The organism is Pseudoalteromonas sp. SR43-7 (assembly GCF_014163785.1).
GTDB lineage: Bacteria > Pseudomonadota > Gammaproteobacteria > Enterobacterales > Alteromonadaceae > Pseudoalteromonas > Pseudoalteromonas distincta.
Window position 1 is genome coordinate 262051 of record NZ_JACJDY010000001.1, and the last position, 20016, is coordinate 282066.

At 38.4% G+C, this 20016-nt stretch carries 19 protein-coding genes; 15 read left to right on the forward strand and 4 right to left on the reverse strand.

Annotated features, from left to right (window positions below; genetic code table 11):
• Positions 1 to 401 precede the first annotated feature (401 nt).
• Positions 402 to 2108: a lysophospholipid acyltransferase family protein gene (locus H5087_RS01150; RefSeq protein WP_182670885.1), complete on the reverse strand. Its 1707-nt coding sequence runs from the start codon at positions 2106 to 2108 to the stop codon at positions 402 to 404.
• Positions 2109 to 2237: 129 nt separating this feature from the next.
• On the opposite strand from H5087_RS01150, the gene H5087_RS01155 reads away from it, so the two are divergent.
• Together H5087_RS01155 and H5087_RS01160 are read left to right on the forward strand one after the other, a co-directional pair.
• A complete protein-coding gene (locus H5087_RS01155) occupies positions 2238 to 3158 on the forward strand; it encodes a glyoxylate/hydroxypyruvate reductase A (RefSeq protein ID WP_182670886.1) in 921 nt (306 codons plus the stop codon).
• A gap of 96 nt (positions 3159 to 3254) precedes the next feature.
• Positions 3255 to 3401 (forward strand): hypothetical protein, encoded by a 147-nt coding sequence (locus H5087_RS01160; RefSeq protein WP_182670887.1) that lies wholly within the window; start codon positions 3255 to 3257, stop codon positions 3399 to 3401.
• A 187-nt stretch (positions 3402 to 3588) separates the two neighbouring features.
• Here H5087_RS01160 and H5087_RS01165 read toward each other — a convergent pair whose 3' ends face one another.
• Both H5087_RS01165 and H5087_RS01170 read right to left on the reverse strand, forming a co-directional pair.
• Positions 3589 to 3834, reverse strand: coding sequence for a hypothetical protein (locus H5087_RS01165; RefSeq protein WP_002958222.1), 246 nt, complete (start codon positions 3832 to 3834; stop codon positions 3589 to 3591).
• A 106-nt stretch (positions 3835 to 3940) separates the two neighbouring features.
• Positions 3941 to 4384 carry a hypothetical protein gene (locus tag H5087_RS01170; protein WP_182670888.1) on the reverse strand — a complete coding sequence of 148 codons (444 nt, stop codon included), beginning with the start codon at positions 4382 to 4384 and terminating at the stop codon, positions 3941 to 3943.
• Between the two features lie 113 nt (positions 4385 to 4497).
• Here H5087_RS01170 and H5087_RS01175 point away from each other — a divergent pair, with 113 nt between their 5' ends.
• The gene (locus tag H5087_RS01175) at positions 4498 to 4881 is read left to right on the forward strand and encodes a response regulator (protein ID WP_002958224.1); all 384 of its coding nucleotides are present in this window, start codon (positions 4498 to 4500) and stop codon (positions 4879 to 4881) included.
• Positions 4882 to 4989: 108 nt separating this feature from the next.
• On the opposite strand, the gene rpsT is transcribed toward H5087_RS01175, so the two are convergent.
• Complete coding sequence (rpsT, locus tag H5087_RS01180) at positions 4990 to 5250, reverse strand: 30S ribosomal protein S20 (protein WP_002958225.1); 261 nt, start codon at positions 5248 to 5250, stop codon at positions 4990 to 4992.
• Between the two features lie 295 nt (positions 5251 to 5545).
• Here rpsT and murJ point away from each other — a divergent pair, with 295 nt between their 5' ends.
• The 12 genes from murJ to H5087_RS01240 all read left to right on the forward strand — a co-directional run bounded on the left by murJ (position 5546) and on the right by H5087_RS01240 (position 20012).
• Positions 5546 to 7084 (forward strand): murein biosynthesis integral membrane protein MurJ, encoded by a 1539-nt coding sequence (gene murJ / locus H5087_RS01185; protein WP_404936089.1) that lies wholly within the window; start codon positions 5546 to 5548, stop codon positions 7082 to 7084.
• 84 nt (positions 7085 to 7168) lie between these two features.
• Positions 7169 to 8119: a bifunctional riboflavin kinase/FAD synthetase gene (gene ribF, locus H5087_RS01190; protein WP_182670889.1), complete on the forward strand. Its 951-nt coding sequence runs from the start codon at positions 7169 to 7171 to the stop codon at positions 8117 to 8119.
• 5 nt (positions 8120 to 8124) lie between these two features.
• Entirely contained in the window at positions 8125 to 10953 is a 2829-nt protein-coding gene (gene ileS / locus H5087_RS01195) for an isoleucine--tRNA ligase (RefSeq protein WP_182670890.1), read from the forward strand.
• 12 nt (positions 10954 to 10965) lie between these two features.
• On the forward strand, positions 10966 to 11466 hold the full coding sequence (gene lspA, locus H5087_RS01200) for a signal peptidase II (protein WP_182670891.1): 501 nt from the start codon (positions 10966 to 10968) through the stop codon (positions 11464 to 11466).
• On the forward strand, positions 11463 to 11903 hold the full coding sequence (fkpB, locus tag H5087_RS01205) for an FKBP-type peptidyl-prolyl cis-trans isomerase (protein WP_002958231.1): 441 nt from the start codon (positions 11463 to 11465) through the stop codon (positions 11901 to 11903). Before lspA ends, fkpB begins: the two co-directional genes overlap by 4 nt.
• Entirely contained in the window at positions 11903 to 12832 is a 930-nt protein-coding gene (gene ispH / locus H5087_RS01210; RefSeq protein WP_002958232.1) for a 4-hydroxy-3-methylbut-2-enyl diphosphate reductase, read from the forward strand. The genes fkpB and ispH overlap by 1 nt, the downstream gene beginning before the upstream one ends.
• Positions 12833 to 12861: 29 nt before the next feature.
• Positions 12862 to 13896, forward strand: a complete 1035-nt coding sequence (locus tag H5087_RS01215) for a sensor histidine kinase (protein ID WP_182670892.1) — start codon at positions 12862 to 12864, stop codon at positions 13894 to 13896.
• Positions 13893 to 14594: a LytTR family DNA-binding domain-containing protein gene (locus tag H5087_RS01220; RefSeq protein WP_182670893.1), complete on the forward strand. Its 702-nt coding sequence runs from the start codon at positions 13893 to 13895 to the stop codon at positions 14592 to 14594. The genes H5087_RS01215 and H5087_RS01220 overlap by 4 nt, the downstream gene beginning before the upstream one ends.
• Before the next feature lie 185 nt (positions 14595 to 14779).
• Positions 14780 to 15340, forward strand: a complete 561-nt coding sequence (gene pilV / locus H5087_RS01225) for a type IV pilus modification protein PilV (RefSeq protein ID WP_182670894.1) — start codon at positions 14780 to 14782, stop codon at positions 15338 to 15340.
• Between the two features lies 1 nt (position 15341).
• Positions 15342 to 16337 (forward strand): PilW family protein, encoded by a 996-nt coding sequence (locus tag H5087_RS01230; protein ID WP_182670895.1) that lies wholly within the window; start codon positions 15342 to 15344, stop codon positions 16335 to 16337.
• Complete coding sequence (locus tag H5087_RS01235) at positions 16325 to 16828, forward strand: pilus assembly protein PilX (RefSeq protein ID WP_182670896.1); 504 nt, start codon at positions 16325 to 16327, stop codon at positions 16826 to 16828. Before H5087_RS01230 ends, H5087_RS01235 begins: the two co-directional genes overlap by 13 nt.
• 1 nt (position 16829) lies before the next feature.
• Positions 16830 to 20012 (forward strand): pilus assembly protein, encoded by a 3183-nt coding sequence (locus H5087_RS01240; protein WP_182670897.1) that lies wholly within the window; start codon positions 16830 to 16832, stop codon positions 20010 to 20012.
• The last annotated feature ends 4 nt before the right edge of the window (positions 20013 to 20016 follow it).

Genomic DNA, 20016 nt, shown 5'->3' on the forward strand with positions numbered 1-20016 from the left:
AAGAACTACTGTTTGATTGGCGCTATTATTACCGAGCAATAAATATGAAAACCTGTTCTAGATCAAAGTTTAAAAAGCATTTGAAGCTTATAAAATATTTTATTGATTTAGATTAATTTTAGTGTCGTTATGCTTTTGTAAAGATTGACATATTTATTTAATTAACAGTCACATGAATATATTAAGGCAGGCACTGCTTTGTCATAATCTCGTGTTTAACCAAGGGTCTTAATAAACAAGAAAATATGTTTTTAGCAGGGCTCAAAAATAATTAAAACAACGGATACTTAAAAAAGAATTGGAAGACTCAAACGCGATTGAGTCGGTTTGTATAATGAAATATAAACCGAGTATTTTATAAGGCATAAAATACTCGGTGCACTGACTTTACTTATCAATAGTTATTCTAAGTAACGTTTAGCTTTGTTTTCTTTCACACTTTTAAGATCGACTAATACCAATCCATCAATACAATTATTAAAATCGGGATCAATGCTGAAGCTTAAAAATTGTACACCGCCAGGGTTGCAAAGCTCAGTATATTGTTTAAATAAAGTAGGGACTTGAGCGCCCATATTAGCTAACACATGTTTTAACTCTACAAAATCTTCTTTAACATCGTTTCCATTAAAAAGAATATTGCATTGCGTTAGCTGTTGCTCAGTTAATTTGAGCTCATTATTGGGCGTAGCTAGTTCTATGCTGCTTTTATAATAATGTTGATAGTAATAAACGAGCATGGCTTTGGCTTGCTCAGGTAGGGCGTTGGACACGCTTACAGCCCCAAATAAATACCTATACTGTGGGTAGTTTTTTATAAAGGCACCAATACCGTACCATAAATAGTCGAGACTCTTACGTCCCCAATACTTAGGTTGTACAAAACTTCGACCAAGCTCAATTCCTTGCTGCAGATAGGGCGTCATAGCGTCGGTGTAAGAAAATAAACTATCGGTATATAAACCTTCACGTCCATGCTTTTGTATTATCTGTTGTGCACAGGCTAATCGATAAGCACCTACCAGCTCTAGTTGCATAGGGTCCCACAGTACAAGGTGTTGGTAATCCATATCGTATTTATCTATATCACGACGCTTACCACTACCTTCACCGACTGCTCTAAATGCTATTTCTCTGAGGCGTCCTAGCTCTCTAAAAATAGGTGAACTACCTACATATTGATATAGATGAATGTGCATGCCATCGTGTGTTTTACCCAGAAGCTGACATTGCTCAATTGCTTTTTTTAGTTCTTTTCTACACTCGGGAACAGCAATAGGTGTTTGTGTTTTTAGCGGCAGTGTTTTTTTAGTTGTAAGCCTATAAAGCTGTTTACGTATGAGGTTTACAATTTCTTTATCTTTAAGGTTTTCTATTAAGTAGGACTCAGGAGGGATAGAAGCACCAATCTCAAACTCTAAAGATTTTTTGCGCTGCTTAAACATTTCTGTCACTAATAGTAAACTTGCCAGAGGCTTATAAATCATTGATGTGCCGTAAAAAAGTGGACTATTTTTGGCTTTAATAAAAATAGGTAAAATGGGACAGTTGGCTTTTTTTGCCATACGTAAAAAACCGCTATTCCATTTGCAATCCTTAATGCCGGTTGGTCCTAGGCGCGATACTTCCCCTGCAGGAAATATAAGTAAGGCACCTCCACCTTTCAAATGGTTTTGTATATTACTAAGCTCTTGCTTTTTACTCATACCAGACAAGTTATCAACAGGGAGTAAAAGAGAATGCATTGCGCTGACCGACATTAACATGCGGTTTGCGACTACTTTTAAATCTTGCCTTACTGTAGAGAGTACTTTGATAAGTGCTAAAGCATCTAATGAACCAATAGGGTGGTTAGCAACAATAACAAGTTTACCCTCGTTAGGAATATGTTCTATCTGCTTAGGTTTATAGCGCGTATCAAAATTGAGTTCATCAAGTACTTGCTCAACAAATTCTAACCCTTGTAGGTGAGGGTACGTATTACCAAAGGTGATAAACTCTTGTTCATGCAATAAGTAACCTAAGCCCTTTTTTACTAAACCTTTTACTTTTGGAGAGTTCTCTAGTTGTGGTAAGTTTGCTGCAATTACTTTATCAACACTTATCATATTAACCTCATATTCCGTTTGGTCTATTCGCTATACATGTAAGATTAAAAAAAGGGTGTGACAGTTACTTTGCAGTAGTGTGACTTTTTAAAGTACTAAATTATAAACTGTGAATTGCTAGGAGAATTTATGTCGGTATTGGTGGCTATAACGGGGCGCAACAACGAAAAGCTAATAACGAAGTTACAAGAGCGATTACCAAATACATTGATAGAGCAATGGCCTGATTGCAAAAACGCAAATAATGTGGATTTTGTACTTGCGTGGAATGCTCCTGAGTCTCTGTGGCCGCAGCTGCCTAACTTAAAAGCTGTGTCGTCATTTGGTGCAGGCGTAGACAGTATCGATTTAACATTATTACCTGAACATGTCGAAGTAGTACGTATTGTGGACATGCAACTAGCTGAAGATATGGCGGAATATGTACTTACACATGTCTTAGCTCAAAAATTACGCTTAAAAGAGTATTACACTAAACAAACACAGCAAACATGGAAGCCAAAACGAGCTTTTAGTAATAAACATGTTGGTATACTTGGATTTGGCGAATTAGGTAAAGCATGTGCGCAAAAACTTGTAACTAATGGTTTTAAAGTAAGTGCCTGGGCGCAAAGTAATAAAAACACGACTAATGTCGAGGTTTATTATGGCGATGAAGGACTTAGCGATATGCTTTGTAAGATTGATTATCTCGTGTGCTTATTACCTCTTACGCAGGCAACGAAGGGTATTATTAATCACTCAATGCTCGCTAAGCTACCTTCACATGCTGTTGTTATTAATGTGGCACGTGGTGCTCATGTGGTTGAGCAAGATTTATTAAATGCATTAAATAACGATAGCTTACGCGCAGCTACCTTGGATGTTTTTGACCAAGAACCTTTAACGCAGAATCACCCTTACTGGGGAAACCCCAAAATAACACTTACACCACATTGTGCAGCGCTATCTGATTTAAATAGCGTTATAGACCAAATAGCCGATAATATTGAACGTTTGAATAAGGGCTTAGCACTCAATAATTCAGTGGATAGAACAAAAGGTTATTAGCTGATAGCTAATTAGTTTAAAAAACAGCTTGTTAACATTTGTAATTTTCATTAGTGTGAAAGATATTCTCACTAATAAAAATATAAAGAGGGTGTTATGAAATCCAGTCAAAGTGGGGCTAAATTAAGCCTCGTTGTTATTTCAATTATCGTGCTAGGTGTTTCAGCTTGGTTTAATCAGGCTAACGCTGAAGATAGTCCATCTAAAACACAAACCCAAAGTGAATTAACAACATTAGATTAACCTAGCTTATTAGGTATTTTCGTCTTTCTTCTCGTTTCTCTCAACAGTACATGCTCAGCACCATTATTGTAGTGGTGCTTTAGTGGCGTTCAATACTGTCCTGATCCAACGTGTTTCTAATATTTTAAAAATTCGCAATAAAAAAGCCCAGCAATGCTGGGCTATTAAATATTCTAAGGAAAAGTTGTTAACTTTGGGTTACATTAAATTGCCCGAATGTATAAACTTTAAACAAGTAAAAAGTGTTGATCAACACTAAACTCATATTTGAAATAACGCTCGACGACATAAGATCTAGGCTAAATGATAAGAACAATAAACCACATGCACTAATGGCGGCAACGCGCAGCAGTGTTATCTGGTTAATAAAGAATGCACCTAAACCTAGTGCAAGTAGTGTAGTATTTAAAAGCCAATCTAGCTCGTTTAGCATGGTCGTTTCAATAGTTCAGTTGTTGAAAAAAGGAGCGCCATTATGTTGATCTTTTGCACACCTTTCAACCAAGTAATTTTAAATTTTCAGATTAGTTTTTTTAATGCTAAAAGTAACTGCCAATTGCCGAAAACAAACCATTGTCAGCAATTACTTGATACTTTTGACAGCTCTGTGGTTTTTGTAAATCACTGCATAAATAAAGGGATTCACGGCTAGAATCATAGTTGGGGTGCAAGTTGGAATCAATTAAAGTAGCTCCGTAACCCAAAAGTCCAGGCCAGTATACACTCTCACTTACCATCCCTAATTTTTTATAGGTGAGCAAGGTTGGTTTTGGAAAAGCTAAAATTATTACAATAACAATGGCCAGAGATATAAATAGCCCCTTTTTTGACTTTGTTTTTTGGCTAGTGCCATTGTTTGTGTTTGTTTTTTCCTCTGCGGGTATAGAGCGCTGAGTAGGGCGTTGCGGCTTTCTTTTTTGCGCTGTTTTTTTTCTTGTTGGTGTTTTACCTAGCAACGACTGTTTATTTGGGGTTTTAGACATAAAGCAAATCTGGCCTTTTTTCCGTAGGTCTCTATAATTAAATGAGCAAATTTATATACTAAGCTAATTATTATGATAACTTAAAGTTAGCTTATAGCCTACGAGGAATAAAGATGAATACGCAGCTATCAATTTTAATTGTAGATGACGTTAGCACAGTGCGTAGTTTTTTGAGCCAAACGCTCATGCACTTAGGGATAGATAACGTAAAGGAAGCATCTACTGCCTCACAATGTATTAGTGAGTGCCAGGCTGCAAATTATAATATCATTTTTTTAGACATAGAACTGCCGGACGGCGATGGCAAAGATTTGATTGCACAAATCAATGAATTAAGCCCTGAGACAAATGTTGTAATGGTATCTGCGCATTCAGGTATTGAAAATGTTAAGGATGCAATTGATAAAGGCGCTAAAGGATTTGTAGTGAAGCCGTTTACACCTAAAAAAATAGCGGCAATGCTTAAGAAGTTTTATCCAGACTTGGAAAATGTATGACACTAATCTGTTTAAATATTTATGTCGACTGTTATTAAAGTACGAGATTAAATCTTAGATAAAAAAAAACCGGCAAAAGCCGGTTTTTTATATTCAGTCAAAAACAAATTATAGAGCTTTAATCTTAGCTGCTATACGGCTCTTATGACGAGCTGCTTTGTTTTTGTGAATTAGACCCTTAGTTGCGTAACGGTCTAGGATAGGTGTAGCAACAGAAAAAGCTTGCTGTGCAGCTTCTTTATCGCCCGCTTCAATAGCAACAATTACTTTTTTGAAGTAAGTGCGCATCATTGAACGACGGCTTGCGTTGTGCTGACGGTTTTTTTCGCTTGTGATAGCGCGTTTTTTTGCAGACTTGATGTTAGCCAAGGTTTGCTCCTAACAATCTTAAAATAAAGCTTAAATTAAAGGCCGTGGAATATGCCTGTTTCTATCATGGATGTCAATTTAAATTTAACAATCCAAGAAAAACTGCACCATATAACGAGCATCAATTTGCCGCTTTAGCAGTTAATATAGACATTGTAACAAAGCACAGACCCCCAGCCTAGTGCTTTAAAGCGATTTATAAAAAAGACTGTGGCATAATCGCCTATCTTGAGGATTTTTGAGTAGGTTTAAGGTGTCAAAAGGTTTATTTCGCTCTGGTATGATTGTTAGTTGTATGACTATGATATCGCGTATTTTAGGGCTCGTTCGAGATGCTGTCGTTGCCAATTTATTAGGCGCAAGTGCAGCGGCTGATGTTTTTTTATTTGCTAACCGTATTCCTAATTTTTTACGCCGTTTATTTGCAGAAGGTGCCTTCGCACAAGCATTCGTACCTGTGCTAAGTGAAATTAAAGAACAGCAAGGCGACGACAAGGTCAGACTTTTTGTTGCACAAGCAGCAGGCACATTAGGAACCATTTTACTAATTGTCACTATTATAGGTGTTGTTGCTTCCCCTGTTATTGCAGCACTATTTGGTACCGGTTGGTTTATAGATTGGTGGCAAGGCGGACCTAATGCCGAAAAATTTGAACTTGCAAGTTCACTACTTAAACTTACATTCCCTTATTTATTTTTTGTAAGCTTAGTTGCACTTAGTGGTGCGGTTATGAATGTGTATAACCGTTTCGCTGTTGCTGCATTTACACCAGTTTTGCTTAATGTTTCTATTATTACGTGTGCAATTTTTTTACATGATAAATTTTCAGTAGGTGCTTATGCACTTGCCATAGGTGTATTTTTCGGTGGTGTAGTGCAGCTACTATTTCAACTACCGTTCTTGTATCGCGCTAAAATGTTGGCGCGTCCGCGCTGGGCATGGCAAGACGAAAACGTAAAAAAAGTACGAAAACTTATGCTACCGGCTTTGTTTGGTGTCTCTATTAGTCAAATTAATCTGTTGCTAGATACCATGATTGCGTCATTACTGATGACGGGTTCAATTGCGTGGCTTTATTATTCTGACCGCTTAATTGAATTTCCGTTGGGATTATTTGGTATTGGTATTGCGACAGTTATTTTACCGGCGCTTTCTAAACTACATAGCAGTAAAAAAAGTAGCGATTTTCAGCATACTCTCGATTGGGGAGTTCGTTTTGTTATATTTTTAGGCCTACCAGCAATGATAGGTTTAATGATCATCAGTCCACTTATTATTACCGTATTGTTCGACCACGGTGCATTTAAAGAAGACAGTATTGATCATGTCAAAGCTGTAAGCTTAGGCGTAGTCGCATATTCGGTCGGACTTGTAAGCTTTATGCTAATAAAAGTACTCGCTCCTGGTTTTTATGCTCGTCAAGATACAAAAACACCGGTGCGTATTGGTATTATTACCTTAGTACTTAATATGGTGTTTAACATTATGCTGGCTCCTTTCATTGGTTATTTAGGGTTGGCACTTGCTACTTCGTTATCGGCTAGCTGCAATGCATTTTTATTATACAGACAGCTTAAAAAAGAAAATGTATACCAGTTCTCATCAATGAGTATGCGTTTTACACTTAAATGTGTTGTTGCAAGTATTGTTATGGGAGCTGTCACATGGTTTGTGAGCAGTTACTATTATTGGGCTACATGGGCCTTTACGCAGCAAGTAATATTATTAGTAGCGCTAGTGGCTTTGGCTGGTATTAGCTACTTTGCAATGCTATTTGTGATGGGCGTTAGACTAAATACGATAAAAAGTGTAGCAATTACTGAATCAAACTAAAAAAAAGATTATAATCGGCAACTCTGCGGCTTTAATCATTTTTTAGCCGTAATTAATAGCTCGCTAAACAAGGCATTAGGTGGCATGGAGTTAATTAGAGGTATACACAATATTCGCCCACACCATTTTGGTTGTGTGTTAACTATTGGTAATTTTGACGGCGTTCATTTAGGCCACGCAGAAGTATTAAAAGGTTTACTTAGCGATGCTAAAGCGCATAGTTTGCCTAGCACTGTAATGCTGTTTGAACCCCAGCCACAAGAGTTTTTTGCTAAAAACAATGCCCCTGCACGGTTAACGCGCTTACGAGATAAGTTACGTTTATTGAGTGATTTAGGTATTGAGCGAGTTATTTGCATTAGCTTTAATCAGCAATTTGCAAACATGCATGCTGAGCAATTCGTTAATGAGATTTTGATTAAAAAGTTAGGTGTTAAAGCACTTACTGTTGGTGATGATTTTAAGTTTGGAAAGCAACGCCAAGGTAACTTTCACTTACTTACTAGCATGGGTGAGCAAGCGGGCATGGATGTAAAAAGCACCGCGAGCTTTCGTCAATTAAATGCTAGAGTAAGCAGCACTTTAATACGAGATGCTTTAGCATCCGGTGACTTAGGAAGTGCTAAAATAATGCTTGGTCACGATTATGCTATTTCTGGGCGTGTTATACATGGCTGGAAAAGAGGACGTGAACTCGGTTTTAGAACGGCAAATATAGCCCTAAAACGCCAAGTGTGTCCTGTCAACGGAGTGTTTGCAGTGCAAGCAACGATTGCAGGAAAACAGATTTTTGGAGTTGCAAATGTAGGTAATAAACCGACATTTAATGGAACTCGTGCATTATTAGAAGTTCACCTTTTTGATTTTGCACAGGATATTTACGGACAATTTATGCATGTGGAGTTAATAAAAAAACTTCGCGATGAGAAAAAATTCGAGACATTAACACAATTAACGGCGCAAATAGCAACTGATGTTGCTGCCGCTAAGCAGTGTTTTGGTTTAAATCAGGTAGCCGATAGAGACGGAATGTAGGATAAATGAGCGACTATAAACATACTTTGAACTTACCGGAAACACCGTTTCCAATGCGTGGCAATTTGGCACAACGTGAACCAAAAATGCTTAAAGCATGGTATGAGGACGACCTTTATGGTCAAATTCGCAGCGCTAAGAAAGGTAAAAAAACCTTTATTTTGCATGACGGCCCTCCGTATGCAAATGGCGATATCCATTTAGGCCACTCAGTTAATAAGATATTAAAAGATATTATTGTTAAGTCTAAAACATTATCTGACTTTGATTCACCATTAGTTCCAGGTTGGGATTGTCATGGTTTACCAATCGAGTTAATGGTTGAGAAAAAAGTAGGCAAGCCGGGTGTAAAAGTTACTGCGAGTGAGTTTCGTGAAAAATGCCGTGCATACGCTAAAAAACAAGTTGAAGGTCAAAAAGTTGATTTTAAACGTTTAGGCGTATTTGCAGATTGGGATAAGCCATATTTAACAATGAACTTTGACTTTGAAGCGAATGCAATTCGTGTGCTTGGTCGAATTATTGAAAAAGGTCATTTGCATAAAGGCGCCAAGCCTGTGCATTGGTGTACAGACTGTGGCTCTGCATTAGCAGAAGCAGAAGTTGAATACCAAGATAAGCAGTCACCAGCAATTGATGTGCGTTTTACATTTGTTGATCAAGATGCTGTTGTTAGTGCCTTTGATCTGGCTGATGGTCATAAAGGTGAAGGCAGTGTTGGTACTGTTATTTGGACAACAACACCGTGGACGCTTCCTGCAAACCGCGCTGTGGCTGTGCATGCCGATTTAGAGTATGCGTTAGTACAGGTTGAAGATGAAGGCGTACAACAACGCCTAATTTTAGGTTCTGAGCTTGTTAAAGATGCTATGGACCGTTTTGGTTTTAATCATTTTCACGTACTAGGGTATGTAAAAGGTGCAGCGCTTGAAAACTTGCAAGTAGCCCATCCTTTTTATGATTTTAATGTACCAGTGATTGTTGCAGAACACGTAACTACTGATTCAGGTACTGGTGTTGTACATACCGCCCCAGGCCATGGTCAAGAAGATTTCGTGGCAGGCTTAAATTACAACCTTGAAGTGGCTAACCCTGTTGGTGCAAATGGTGTTTATTTACCAGATACCGAACTTTTTGCAGGTCAGCACGTATTTAAGGCGAATGCGAGCGTAATTGAAGTGTTAAAAGAGCGTGGTGCGCTTATGCATCACCATGCGCTTACGCATAGTTACCCACATTGTTGGCGCCACAAAACACCAATCATTTTCCGTGCTACACCGCAGTGGTTTGTAAGTATGGATCAGGCTAACTTACGTCAAGATTCTCTTGCTGAGATTAAAAACACGCAGTGGTTACCAGAGTGGGGCGAAAGCCGTATTTCTAACATGGTTGAAAGCCGCCCAGATTGGTGTATTTCTCGCCAGCGTACTTGGGGCGTTCCTATTGCATTGTTCGTTGATAAAGACACCGGTGCACTTCACCCAAATACACAAGAGTTAATTGCTCAAGCAGCAGAGCTTGTTGAAAAGTCTGGTATACAAGCATGGTACGATTTAGAACCAGCTACTCTACTTGGTGAAGAAGACGCCAAGCAATACATGAAAGTGCAAGATACGCTAGATGTATGGTTTGACTCAGGTGTGTCACACGCTTGTGTAGTAGATGCACGTGAAGACCTGGTTGGTCCAGCTGACTTATACCTTGAAGGTTCTGATCAGCACCGTGGTTGGTTTATGTCATCAATGATGACATCTGTGGCTATTAATGGTCATGCGCCTTACCGCCAAGTATTGACTCATGGTTTTACTGTTGATGAAAACGGCCGCAAAATGTCTAAGTCGTTAGGCAATGTTATTTCACCACAAAATGTGATGAATAAACTAGGTGCTGACATTCTACGTTTGTGGGTGGCTTCTACCGATTACACGGCAGAAATGACTGTGTCGGATGAAATATTTAAACGCTCAGCCGATCGTTACCGCCGTATTCGTAACACCAGCCGTTACTTGCTTGCTAACCTAAATGGTTTTAACCCAGAAACAGATCAAGTAGCTGTTGATGATATGGTTGAGCTTGATAAGTGGATTGTTGGCCGCGCAGCTCAGTTGCAAGACGAGATTTTAGCCGCATACGACAGCTACCAAATGCTATTAGTAACTCAAAAGCTAATGAACTTCTGTACGGGTGAGCTTGGCTCGTTCTATTTAGATGTTATTAAAGATCGTCAATATACAGCTAAGAGTGATAGCCATGCACGTCGTTCTTGTCAAACTGCGCTTTATCATATCGCAGAAGCAATGACGCGTTGGATGGCACCTATTATGAGCTTTACCGCACAAGAAATTTGGGAAGCGTTACCGGGTGAGCGTAGTGACTACGTATTTACATCAGTTTGGTACGATGGCTTACAAGCGCCAACAAATAGCCAATTTAGTAACGATGATTGGTTAGAGATTTTAACTGTACGTGACGAAGTAAACCGCTTATTAGAAGCTGCACGTAAAGAAGAAGTAATTGGTGCAACACTTCAAGCAACGGTGAATTTATTTACGGGTAAAGAGCTTGCCGCTAAATTAAACGCGCTTGGAGATGAACTGCGTTTTGTATTGTTAACATCAGCCGTGAATGTTACTGAAGTTGATAGCCAGCCTGCAGATACACAAGCTACCGAGATTGAAGGTTTGTTCATTAGCGTTGCTGCAACAGATGCTGCTAAATGTGAGCGTTGTTGGCATTACAGCGAAGATGTAGGTGTTGAGCCTGCTCATCCTGAAATTTGTGGTCGTTGTGTAAGTAATGTTGACGGCGAAGGTGAAAAGCGTCAATTCGCTTAGGAGTTATTCTTAGTGAGCAAACTAGCCCAAAAAAGTGGTTTAGTGTGGCTTTGGTTGAGTCTATTACTTTTAGTAATAGACTTTGCCAGTAAAACACTTGTTGTAGGGACTATGGCTTATCAAGAGTCTATAAACTTACTCCCTGTTTTTAGTATTACTTATGTACATAACTATGGTGCGGCTTATAGCTTTTTAAGTGAAGCGGGTGGTTGGCAGCGTTGGTTTTTAAGTGCAATTGCCGTTGCTATTAGTACCTTGCTTGTATGGTGGCTAAAACGCTTACCTGCTACAAATAAAGTACTATGCGGTGCTTATGCATTGGTACTTGCTGGCGCTATTGGTAATTTATACGATCGTATTGCGTATGGTTATGTAATCGACTTTATTCACGTTTTTTATAAAGACTCACATTTTCCTGTATTCAATATTGCCGATTGCGCTATTTGTATTGGCGCAGCATTATTGTTATTTGACGCCTTCACCGGCGAGAGTCCAAAGGAGCATAAAGCATGAGCCAAGCTGTAATTGGTGAAAACTCGCAAGTTATTTTCCATTTTTCTATTAAATTAGAAGATGGCTCTGCCGCTGATTCTACCAAGGTGCACAACAAACCTGCTAAATTAACAATGGGTGATGGCAGCTTAACGGCAAACTTCGAAAAGTGTTTATTAGGGCTAACTGCAGGCGAAAGTAAAACGTTTGAATTAGAACCTGAAGATGCTTTTGGTCAGCCAAACCCAGATAATATTTACTACGTTGACCGTAGTAAGTTTGGTCCAGAAACACCAGCTAAGGTAGGTGCAATTATTGCGTTTACTCAACCTGATGGCACTGAGCTTCCTGGTTTAGTCCGCGAAGTGCAAGGTGAGTCGGTAACGATTGATTTTAATCACCCTTTATCTGGCCAGCGTTTAACGTTTGAAGTTGATATTATTGAGGTGGAAGGTTAATGGAAATATTACTAGCTAATCCTCGCGGCTTTTGCGCTGGTGTTGACCGTGCTATTAGTATTGTTGAGCGCGCTTTAGATATTTTTGAAAAGCCAATTTATGTTCGCCACGAAGTAGTACATAACCGCTATGTGGTTGATGGACTAAAAAGCCGTGGTGCGGTATTTGTTGAAGAGCTTGATCAAGTACCTGACGACAGTATTGTTATTTTTAGCGCACATGGCGTATCGCAAGCGGTTCGCAGCGAGGCTAAACGTCGTGATTTAAAAGTATTTGATGCAACGTGTCCGCTTGTAACTAAAGTGCATATGGAAGTTACACGTGCGAGTCGCAAAGGTATTGAGTGTATTTTAATTGGACATCATGGTCACCCTGAAGTAGAGGGAACAATGGGACAATATGATAACTCAGACGGTGGTATTTATCTTGTTGAAACCGTTGATGATGTTGTTGCACTTAATGTAAAAAATGCTGAAAATCTTTTTTACTGTAGTCAAACGACTTTATCAGTTGATGATACTGCTGATGTTATTGATGCACTACGCAATAAGTTTCCATCAATTGACGGACCTCGTAAAGATGATATTTGTTATGCAACGCAAAATCGTCAGGATGCTGTTCGTGACTTAGCTGACAAAGTTGATGTGCTATTAGTTGTTGGCGCTAAAAACAGCTCTAACTCTAATCGCTTACGTGAACTTGCAGATAAAATGGGCACTGTTGCTTATTTAATTGATGATGCAACTGATGTGCAAGAGCAGTGGGTTTCAGGTTCTAAATCAGTGGGTGTAACTGCGGGTGCATCTGCGCCAGAAGTACTTGTACAACAAGTTATAAGCCGATTAAAAGATCTTGGTGGTACGCAGGTTGTTGAAAACCCAGGCGAAGAAGAGAATATCGTATTTGCTGTTCCTGTAGAGCTACGTTAATTTAAAATTTAGATTATAGGAGAGTCGTTATGAGCAAGTCACTAAAAGATGATGGTTTGCTTTTTTCGGCTCTTTTTAATGAGCGAGGCGTACTAGCTTCGCTTATTGTTTCTCAAGTTATTGCTATTGTTTTAGCCTTTGCACCCAATGTAGAAGGCGATATTTGGCTTCGACTTGGGATCATTAGTTTGTTTATTCATTTAATTGTTTTAGTCGGTACCTCTTCTTTATATTTTTGTAGATTTTTCTTACAAACGCGCACTCAAACTTTTCAGTTAAGTTTGTTTTTTATCTTTTTTTTATTATCTACGTGCATTTTTAGTATTTTATTTTCCCATTTTGCTTTTGATATAGATGATACAGATAACTTAATTTATTTCACACTTCGCAATTGCATTATAGTGGCTTTGCTGGCGGCTTTATTCGTCCAATTTTTATTAATTCATTTTGAAAAAGAGCAGCAAACTAAAGCGCTTTCTCGAGCTGAACTTGATGCCTTGCAAGCTAGAATACGTCCTCATTTTTTATATAATAGTTTAAACACTGCTGCAGAGCTTACTCATCATGATGCCGATGCGGCAGAGCAGGCTATTTTAGCATTAGCCGCCTTATCGCAGGCTGCAATGCACTCAGGAAAAAATGTATCTCTTGACGATGAAATAACGCTGAGTAAGCAATATATAGCACTTGAAACATGGCGTTTCGGTAATCGCTTAAGAGTTAATTGGCAAATACCCAATGAACTACCTGCATTGAGCATTCCTTGTTTAACCCTGCAGCCATTAATTGAAAATGCAGTATGCCACGGTGTTGAAACAAGTGAGCGTGGTGCAGAAATAAAAGTAGAGCTACATATTACTACCGGCTATATAACCATGATTGTTTCTAACCCAATAACAATTTCTAATGCTCAAACTAGGCCTAATAACGGCATGGCGCTTGAAAATATCCGCCAGCGATTAAATATTTATTATAAAAATAAAGCGCAGCTAACAATTACTAATAAAAATGATGTGTTTAGGGTCAAGGTCGTGATCCCTAAGCTTATTGAGGGTAGTGTATGAACGTACTCATTGTTGACGATGAACCTCTTGCGAGATCGCGCTTAATTCGTTTGTTGGCTCATGATAAAAGTATAGTTGTACAAGGCGAGGCAAGTAATGGTAATGAAGCCCTAGTACTTGCTAAAAAGCAAACGCCGGATCTGATTTTTTTAGATGTTGATATGCCTGGTATGAATGGTTTGCAAGTTGCTAATGAGCTCAATAGTTTAACTCTACCTCCTGCTATTGTTTTTATAACTGCTCACCCTGAGCATGCCTTCGATGCTTTACAATTAAGCGCTGCAGGCTATTTAGTTAAACCTATTTCAGAGCAATCATTGCAAAAGGTGCTTAAGCAAGTTGGGCGCTTAAATAAAGTACATATTCAAAAACAACAAAATGCAAAAATCTCTTATCAGCTCGCTGGTACTCTACGCAGTGTTGATATAAATGATGTTTTGTATTTTAGTGCCGAAGAAAAGTATACCAAAATGATATTCTGTGGTGGAGAAGCTTTACTTGAACAAAGTCTAAAACAATTAGAGTTACAATATCCTACACATATTTTGCGAATTCATCGCAATACATTGGTTAATAAACAAAAAGTAATTGCTTTGCATTCAAAAGCGAATGGCAATCATATGATTGAGCTACAAGGGGGCTGTGAGCTATTGCCAGTGAGCCGCCGTGAGCTTAAATTAGTTAAAAATTCGCTTTAGGCTTACCTTGCAATTAACTCCCCCCTGATTTAAATACATTTGAGCTTTAATTATCAACGGTGTTATTGAATAAACAGATTTAATTAACCGTTTATCAACAAATATAACCGCTTGTCTTAGTCCTCATTGATTCCTCAAATAAATAACATAAACTTATAATCAGATAATTTTTATTTGGTTTTATTATGCAATCACCTCACATAAAAGTGCAAAGAGGCTTCACTCTGATTGAAGTGCTAATTGCATTTATTATTCTTAGTTTTGGCCTTCTAGGCGCAGTTGCTTTGCAAGCAAAAGCAAAGCAAGCAAGCTTTGATTCTATGCAGCGTGCTGCTGCAGTTGCACTTGGTAATGATATTGTGCAGCGTATCCGTGCTAACGATACCCCGCAAATAGCCGGACTGTACACACAGACATTTGATAGTGAAACTGCTACTACAACCTCGCAGGCGTGCTTTACAAACACTTGTAGCGCAGCGCAAGTTGCGGCGTTAGATCTTGAGCAGTGGAAAAGAGCTATAAGAGCTCGAGAAAATACGGGAACTTTAGATGGTGCTACCGTATGTATTGCACCTACCGCAGTTGCTGGTTCGGGTGGTAAAGCATTTAATTTAGAAGTAATTGTTTCGTGGCAAGGTCGACAAGAGTTCAATGCAAATGATGCTACTGGCGCTATAAAGTGTGGAACGGCTGACAAAAAGCGCCGCTTAGTTGTTTTAACTAGTTATATTTACCTTAGGAGCTAACATGAAGCAAAAAGGTTTTACACTTGTAGAAATGATGATTTCATTATTTATTGGTGGATTAATACTAGGTGGCGTTATGTTTACCTATATAGGAATGAAAGTAACCACTAAAGATACGATGACTATTGGTGAGCTTCAAGAATCAGGGCGCCTTGCAATTAACATTATGCAACGTGATATTGAACAAATTGGCTTTTGGGGAACTTATTATGACGATTCGTTCACCGCAATAAACACAGATACACTAGCAAACCCTGGAACAGACTGCTTTGAAGGATTAAATAATGGGAGTTTCCCTGATTTTGCTACAGCTAGTAATTTTAGAACTATTTACGCAAAGGTTGCAGGCGAATCAAAAGAGCTTAACTGTCTAAATAATCCGATTAAAAGCACTGACATTATTCAATTAAAATTTTTACAAGGCAAGAGTTTAACAGTTAATGCAGTAACTAATGAGACTCAGGCCGATGAAAACTACTTTGTAGCTGAGCAAGAGAAAGCTCAATTTTTCCGTGGAACGGTTAACGCTGCTTCTCTTAATGTTAATGCAACTGTTTGGCCTTATAGCCATCATGTTTATTATCTATCAGAACAAACTTATAAAGTTAATAATAAGAATTTAACTGTACCTGCATTAATGAGAAAGCGCCTTGTTGGTGGAAATATCAACACAGAAACTATTATGGAAGGTGTTGAGAATATGCGGTTTGTTTTTGGTCTTGATACTAACAGTGATAATCGCGTAGATACCTACCGAAGTATTCAAGATATGAAGCATACAGATTGGGAAAATCGTAAAGGTATTTTAACTGTTCAGGTTTTTTTATTAATACGCGCATTGCAGCCAGACCCAGGAGTTAAAATTAAAAACCAAACTTACACATTAGGTGAAGATGAAGACAAGCGTGAATTGAAATTTACCGATAGTTTCAGACGCACAGTGTTTACCACGACTATTCGATTAAATAATGTTGGATCAAATTTATGGCGTATTTAAAACAATTACAAAAAAAACAGCAAGGTGTAGTTCTAATTACAGCTTTAATAATGGTTATTGCAGTGACCGGTATTGCTGTGACACTTATGAGCAGTAGTAGTATTGATATTAAAATTACCAATGCAGCACAAGAGCGCGAAGTAGCCGAAAATGAACTCATTGGTGAAGTGCAACGCATGATCTCTGATGAGGCAAATCAAGGCGCTGATAATCATTTCTTCCTGACTCCCGATGAAGTAACTGCAATCGCGGATGGTGATGACAAAGGTATGGTGATTGCAAATCATGCAGATATGCAAAGCAAAATGACTAACCTGAACAAGGGGGAGCTAGATTTAGAATGCCCTCGACGCTTTAATTTTACAGCAGGTATATCGTGCAATATGTTACAGGTCGCCACTACGATAGAATATGGTTCTAAAAGTAAGCATGAACTAACTATTGTTACAGGTATAGCACAAGAAATGGCCAGCGTAAGCAAGGGGATTTAAGATGAAATTTAAATTAAACAAAGTGTTAGCCTCTTTGCTTGGCTTAACAATAAGTATGTCGGTATTTGCAGAGGATATTGAGCTTTATGTAAATCATGATGTAGAGACAGACGAAAATCCAAGAGTGTTAATGATATTTGATACTTCAGGAAGTATGGCTTGGGATGTTGTAGATGGAGGCAGGTGTTATCGTCGTTATCAAAATGGACAGTTCTATGAATCTGATTGTTTTAAAAGTCAGACTTACTTTAATTACACACAGCAGTGTTACAAGTCTGTAAATGGATATGCACAAGCTATTTGTGAAGATAGCCGATTATTAGTAGCAAAAAACGCCGTTAGCCAACTAGTTACTGATAATGATGATATTGATTTTGGTTTAATGAGATTTAGAGAAAGTTCAGGTGGCTATGTATTAGCAAGGCTTGGTTCTAACAAAAATACCTTACTTAATGAAATTGATGATTTGCCTGCAAGTGGAGCAACTCCCTTAACAGAAACCTTATGGGAGGCGTATAGATATATTACTGGGCAAAGTCTTTACTATGGTTATGGTATTAACAATAGAGATAAAGCAGCTGATGCTAATGGAACTTATAAGTCACCATTTAAAAAGGAGTCAGGAGATCCTCTCAGGTGCGATAACTCAATTAATATTATTTTGATGACTGATGGAGATCCCACTAACGATGATGGCCGTGATGATCAGATTAAAAGTGTACATAATAATTTATTTAATGATTCAATCCCTTTTGTGAGTGGTGATTATTCTAATAGCTATTTAGTTGCTCTATCAAAAATAATACATGGAACAAATAATACAAAAGTAGATTTATACTCTGAGACAAGCGATGTGCTAGATACGGGTAGAGTTTTTACCATTGGCTTTGGCACAGGAATGAGTGATGGCGGTATTGACTTACTAGAGAAAGCGGCATCGGTTGGTGGAGGGCAGTACTTAGAGGCGCGAACTTCAGAGGCTTTATCAGAGGCATTAAAAAATACGATTTCAAGAATCAGAGAAGTAAATGATAGTTTTTCATCACCTTCAGTTGCAAGTAATAATGTAGATCAAACTCGTAGTCGAGATGCTGTTTATTTTGCCATGTTTTACCCAGAAACAGGTGCTCGTTGGCGTGGAAACCTAAAAAAGCTGAAAGTATCAGGGAGTCAAATTGTTGACTCAAAAGGATTATCGGCACTTGATGAAAATGGCTTGATTGACGAAAATGCAGAAACATTTTGGTTGCCAAGCGGGGAGCCAGCTGATGGTAACTTAGTTGCACAAGGTGGTGTAAATCTTCATTTAACTACATTAGATTCAGATAGCCGTAATTTATACACTGACAATCAAGGAGCAATAGTAAATTTTAATACCTCAGTTGTCAGTGATATTCTTAATTTAGTCGATAATAATCCTCTGAGCTTATCGAGCGATGATATTAAATGGGCGATGGGTGTTGATGTTGATGATGATGATGCTGATGGGTCTAACGTTGACCAGCGTCAAGATATTTTTGGTGATCCTCTGCATTCTAAACCTGTCGCAATCGATTATGGTAATGATGATATTCGAGTTTTAATAGGAACTAATGCAGGCTTTTTGCATATGTTCAAGGATTCTGATGATAGCGTAAGTGAAAGTTGGGCATTTATACCGTCTGCTTTATACGACATTATTGAACCTCTACGTAAAAATCAGGCCGATACGAAAGTATATGGTATGGATGGCCCTATTAGTATTTATTTTGATAATAAAAACTTAAATAGTGATGGTTTAAACGACGGTATTATTGATGCGAGTGGCGACGATAGAGTGTGGGCTTTTGCAGGAATGCGTCGCGGTGGTAAAAATTATTACGGACTTGATATAACAAACCCAAACATACCAAAAAAATTATGGGACGCACCAATAGAGGGCGGAAAAGGCGATTTTAAAGAGCTTGCGCAAACATGGTCAAAGCCACAAATAGCCTATATTAAAGCATTTGGTGATAAGCCTTTATTAATTTTTGGTGCTGGATACGATACAAATAAAGATGCAGCTATTCGTAGTGAGGATAATATAGGGCGAGGTATTTATATTGTTGAAGCCGAAACAGGTAAAAGAGTATGGGCATTAACACCCGATATTAATGGCTTTAAAGGTAAGCATAGCATTGCTGCAGATGTTACCACGCTTGACTCGGATTATGATGGGTATATAGACCGAATTTATGCGGCAGATACTGGTGGAGATATTTGGCGTATAGATATGCCAGGCACTAGTACTAGCGAATTTAGTCACTTTAAATTAGCTGAACTTGGCAGTAATAAAGCAACTGAAGACCGACGCTTTTTTTACAAACCACTCGTTGCACGAACTATTTATAGTAAAGTAAGCGAGACAACAATTGATGGTAGTACCGTTATAACACGCTTAGATACGCCGTATGATGCAATAGTTATTGGTAGTGGTAACCGCTCAAAACCAACCGGTACCAATGAGAAAGATCAACTGTTTATGATCAGAGATGAAAATACAGTTACTAAATCGTATAAAACGAATGCACCAGATACTATTGTACCTGCCGATTTGATGCAAATGAATTCAGACCCATTTGGTAATGCTCTAGATGACGTTGATGATTTTGTTGACTTAGAAGTCGACTTGGCTAAATTTAATGGCTGGAGATATGAGTTAGGAACGGGTGAAAAATCACTAGCTGCTGCTACAGTTGTTGGCGGTGTTGCTTATTTTACAAGTTTCACACCTGCATCAGATACATCGACTGAAAACCAATGTTCATTAAGTGGTGGTGGAGGTTCTTTATACGCTTTTCACTTACATTACGGTACTAAAGTGTATGACGAGCTTAAATTTACAACCAGCTACGATGTACCAGATACACCTCAGTTATACTTTGGTGAAGGCGCTTCATGTGTAGATGGTAATGGCGATGGTAAATGTGATGACGACCCAACAGTTGACGTAATACAAGAAAGTCAGTTTTATTTAATTGGCCCTGGTATTAAAGGTGAAAATGCGGAAAATCCAATGAAACCTGTAGAAATAAAAGGTCCTGGTTTAACTGTTGTCGATGGTAAAGTTGTATTGGTTAATGACAATGCAGTAGGGTTTGGCTTCAAAACCCAACAAACATATATCTATAAACGTGAAGAAAATGACGAAGTTAATAATTAAGGAA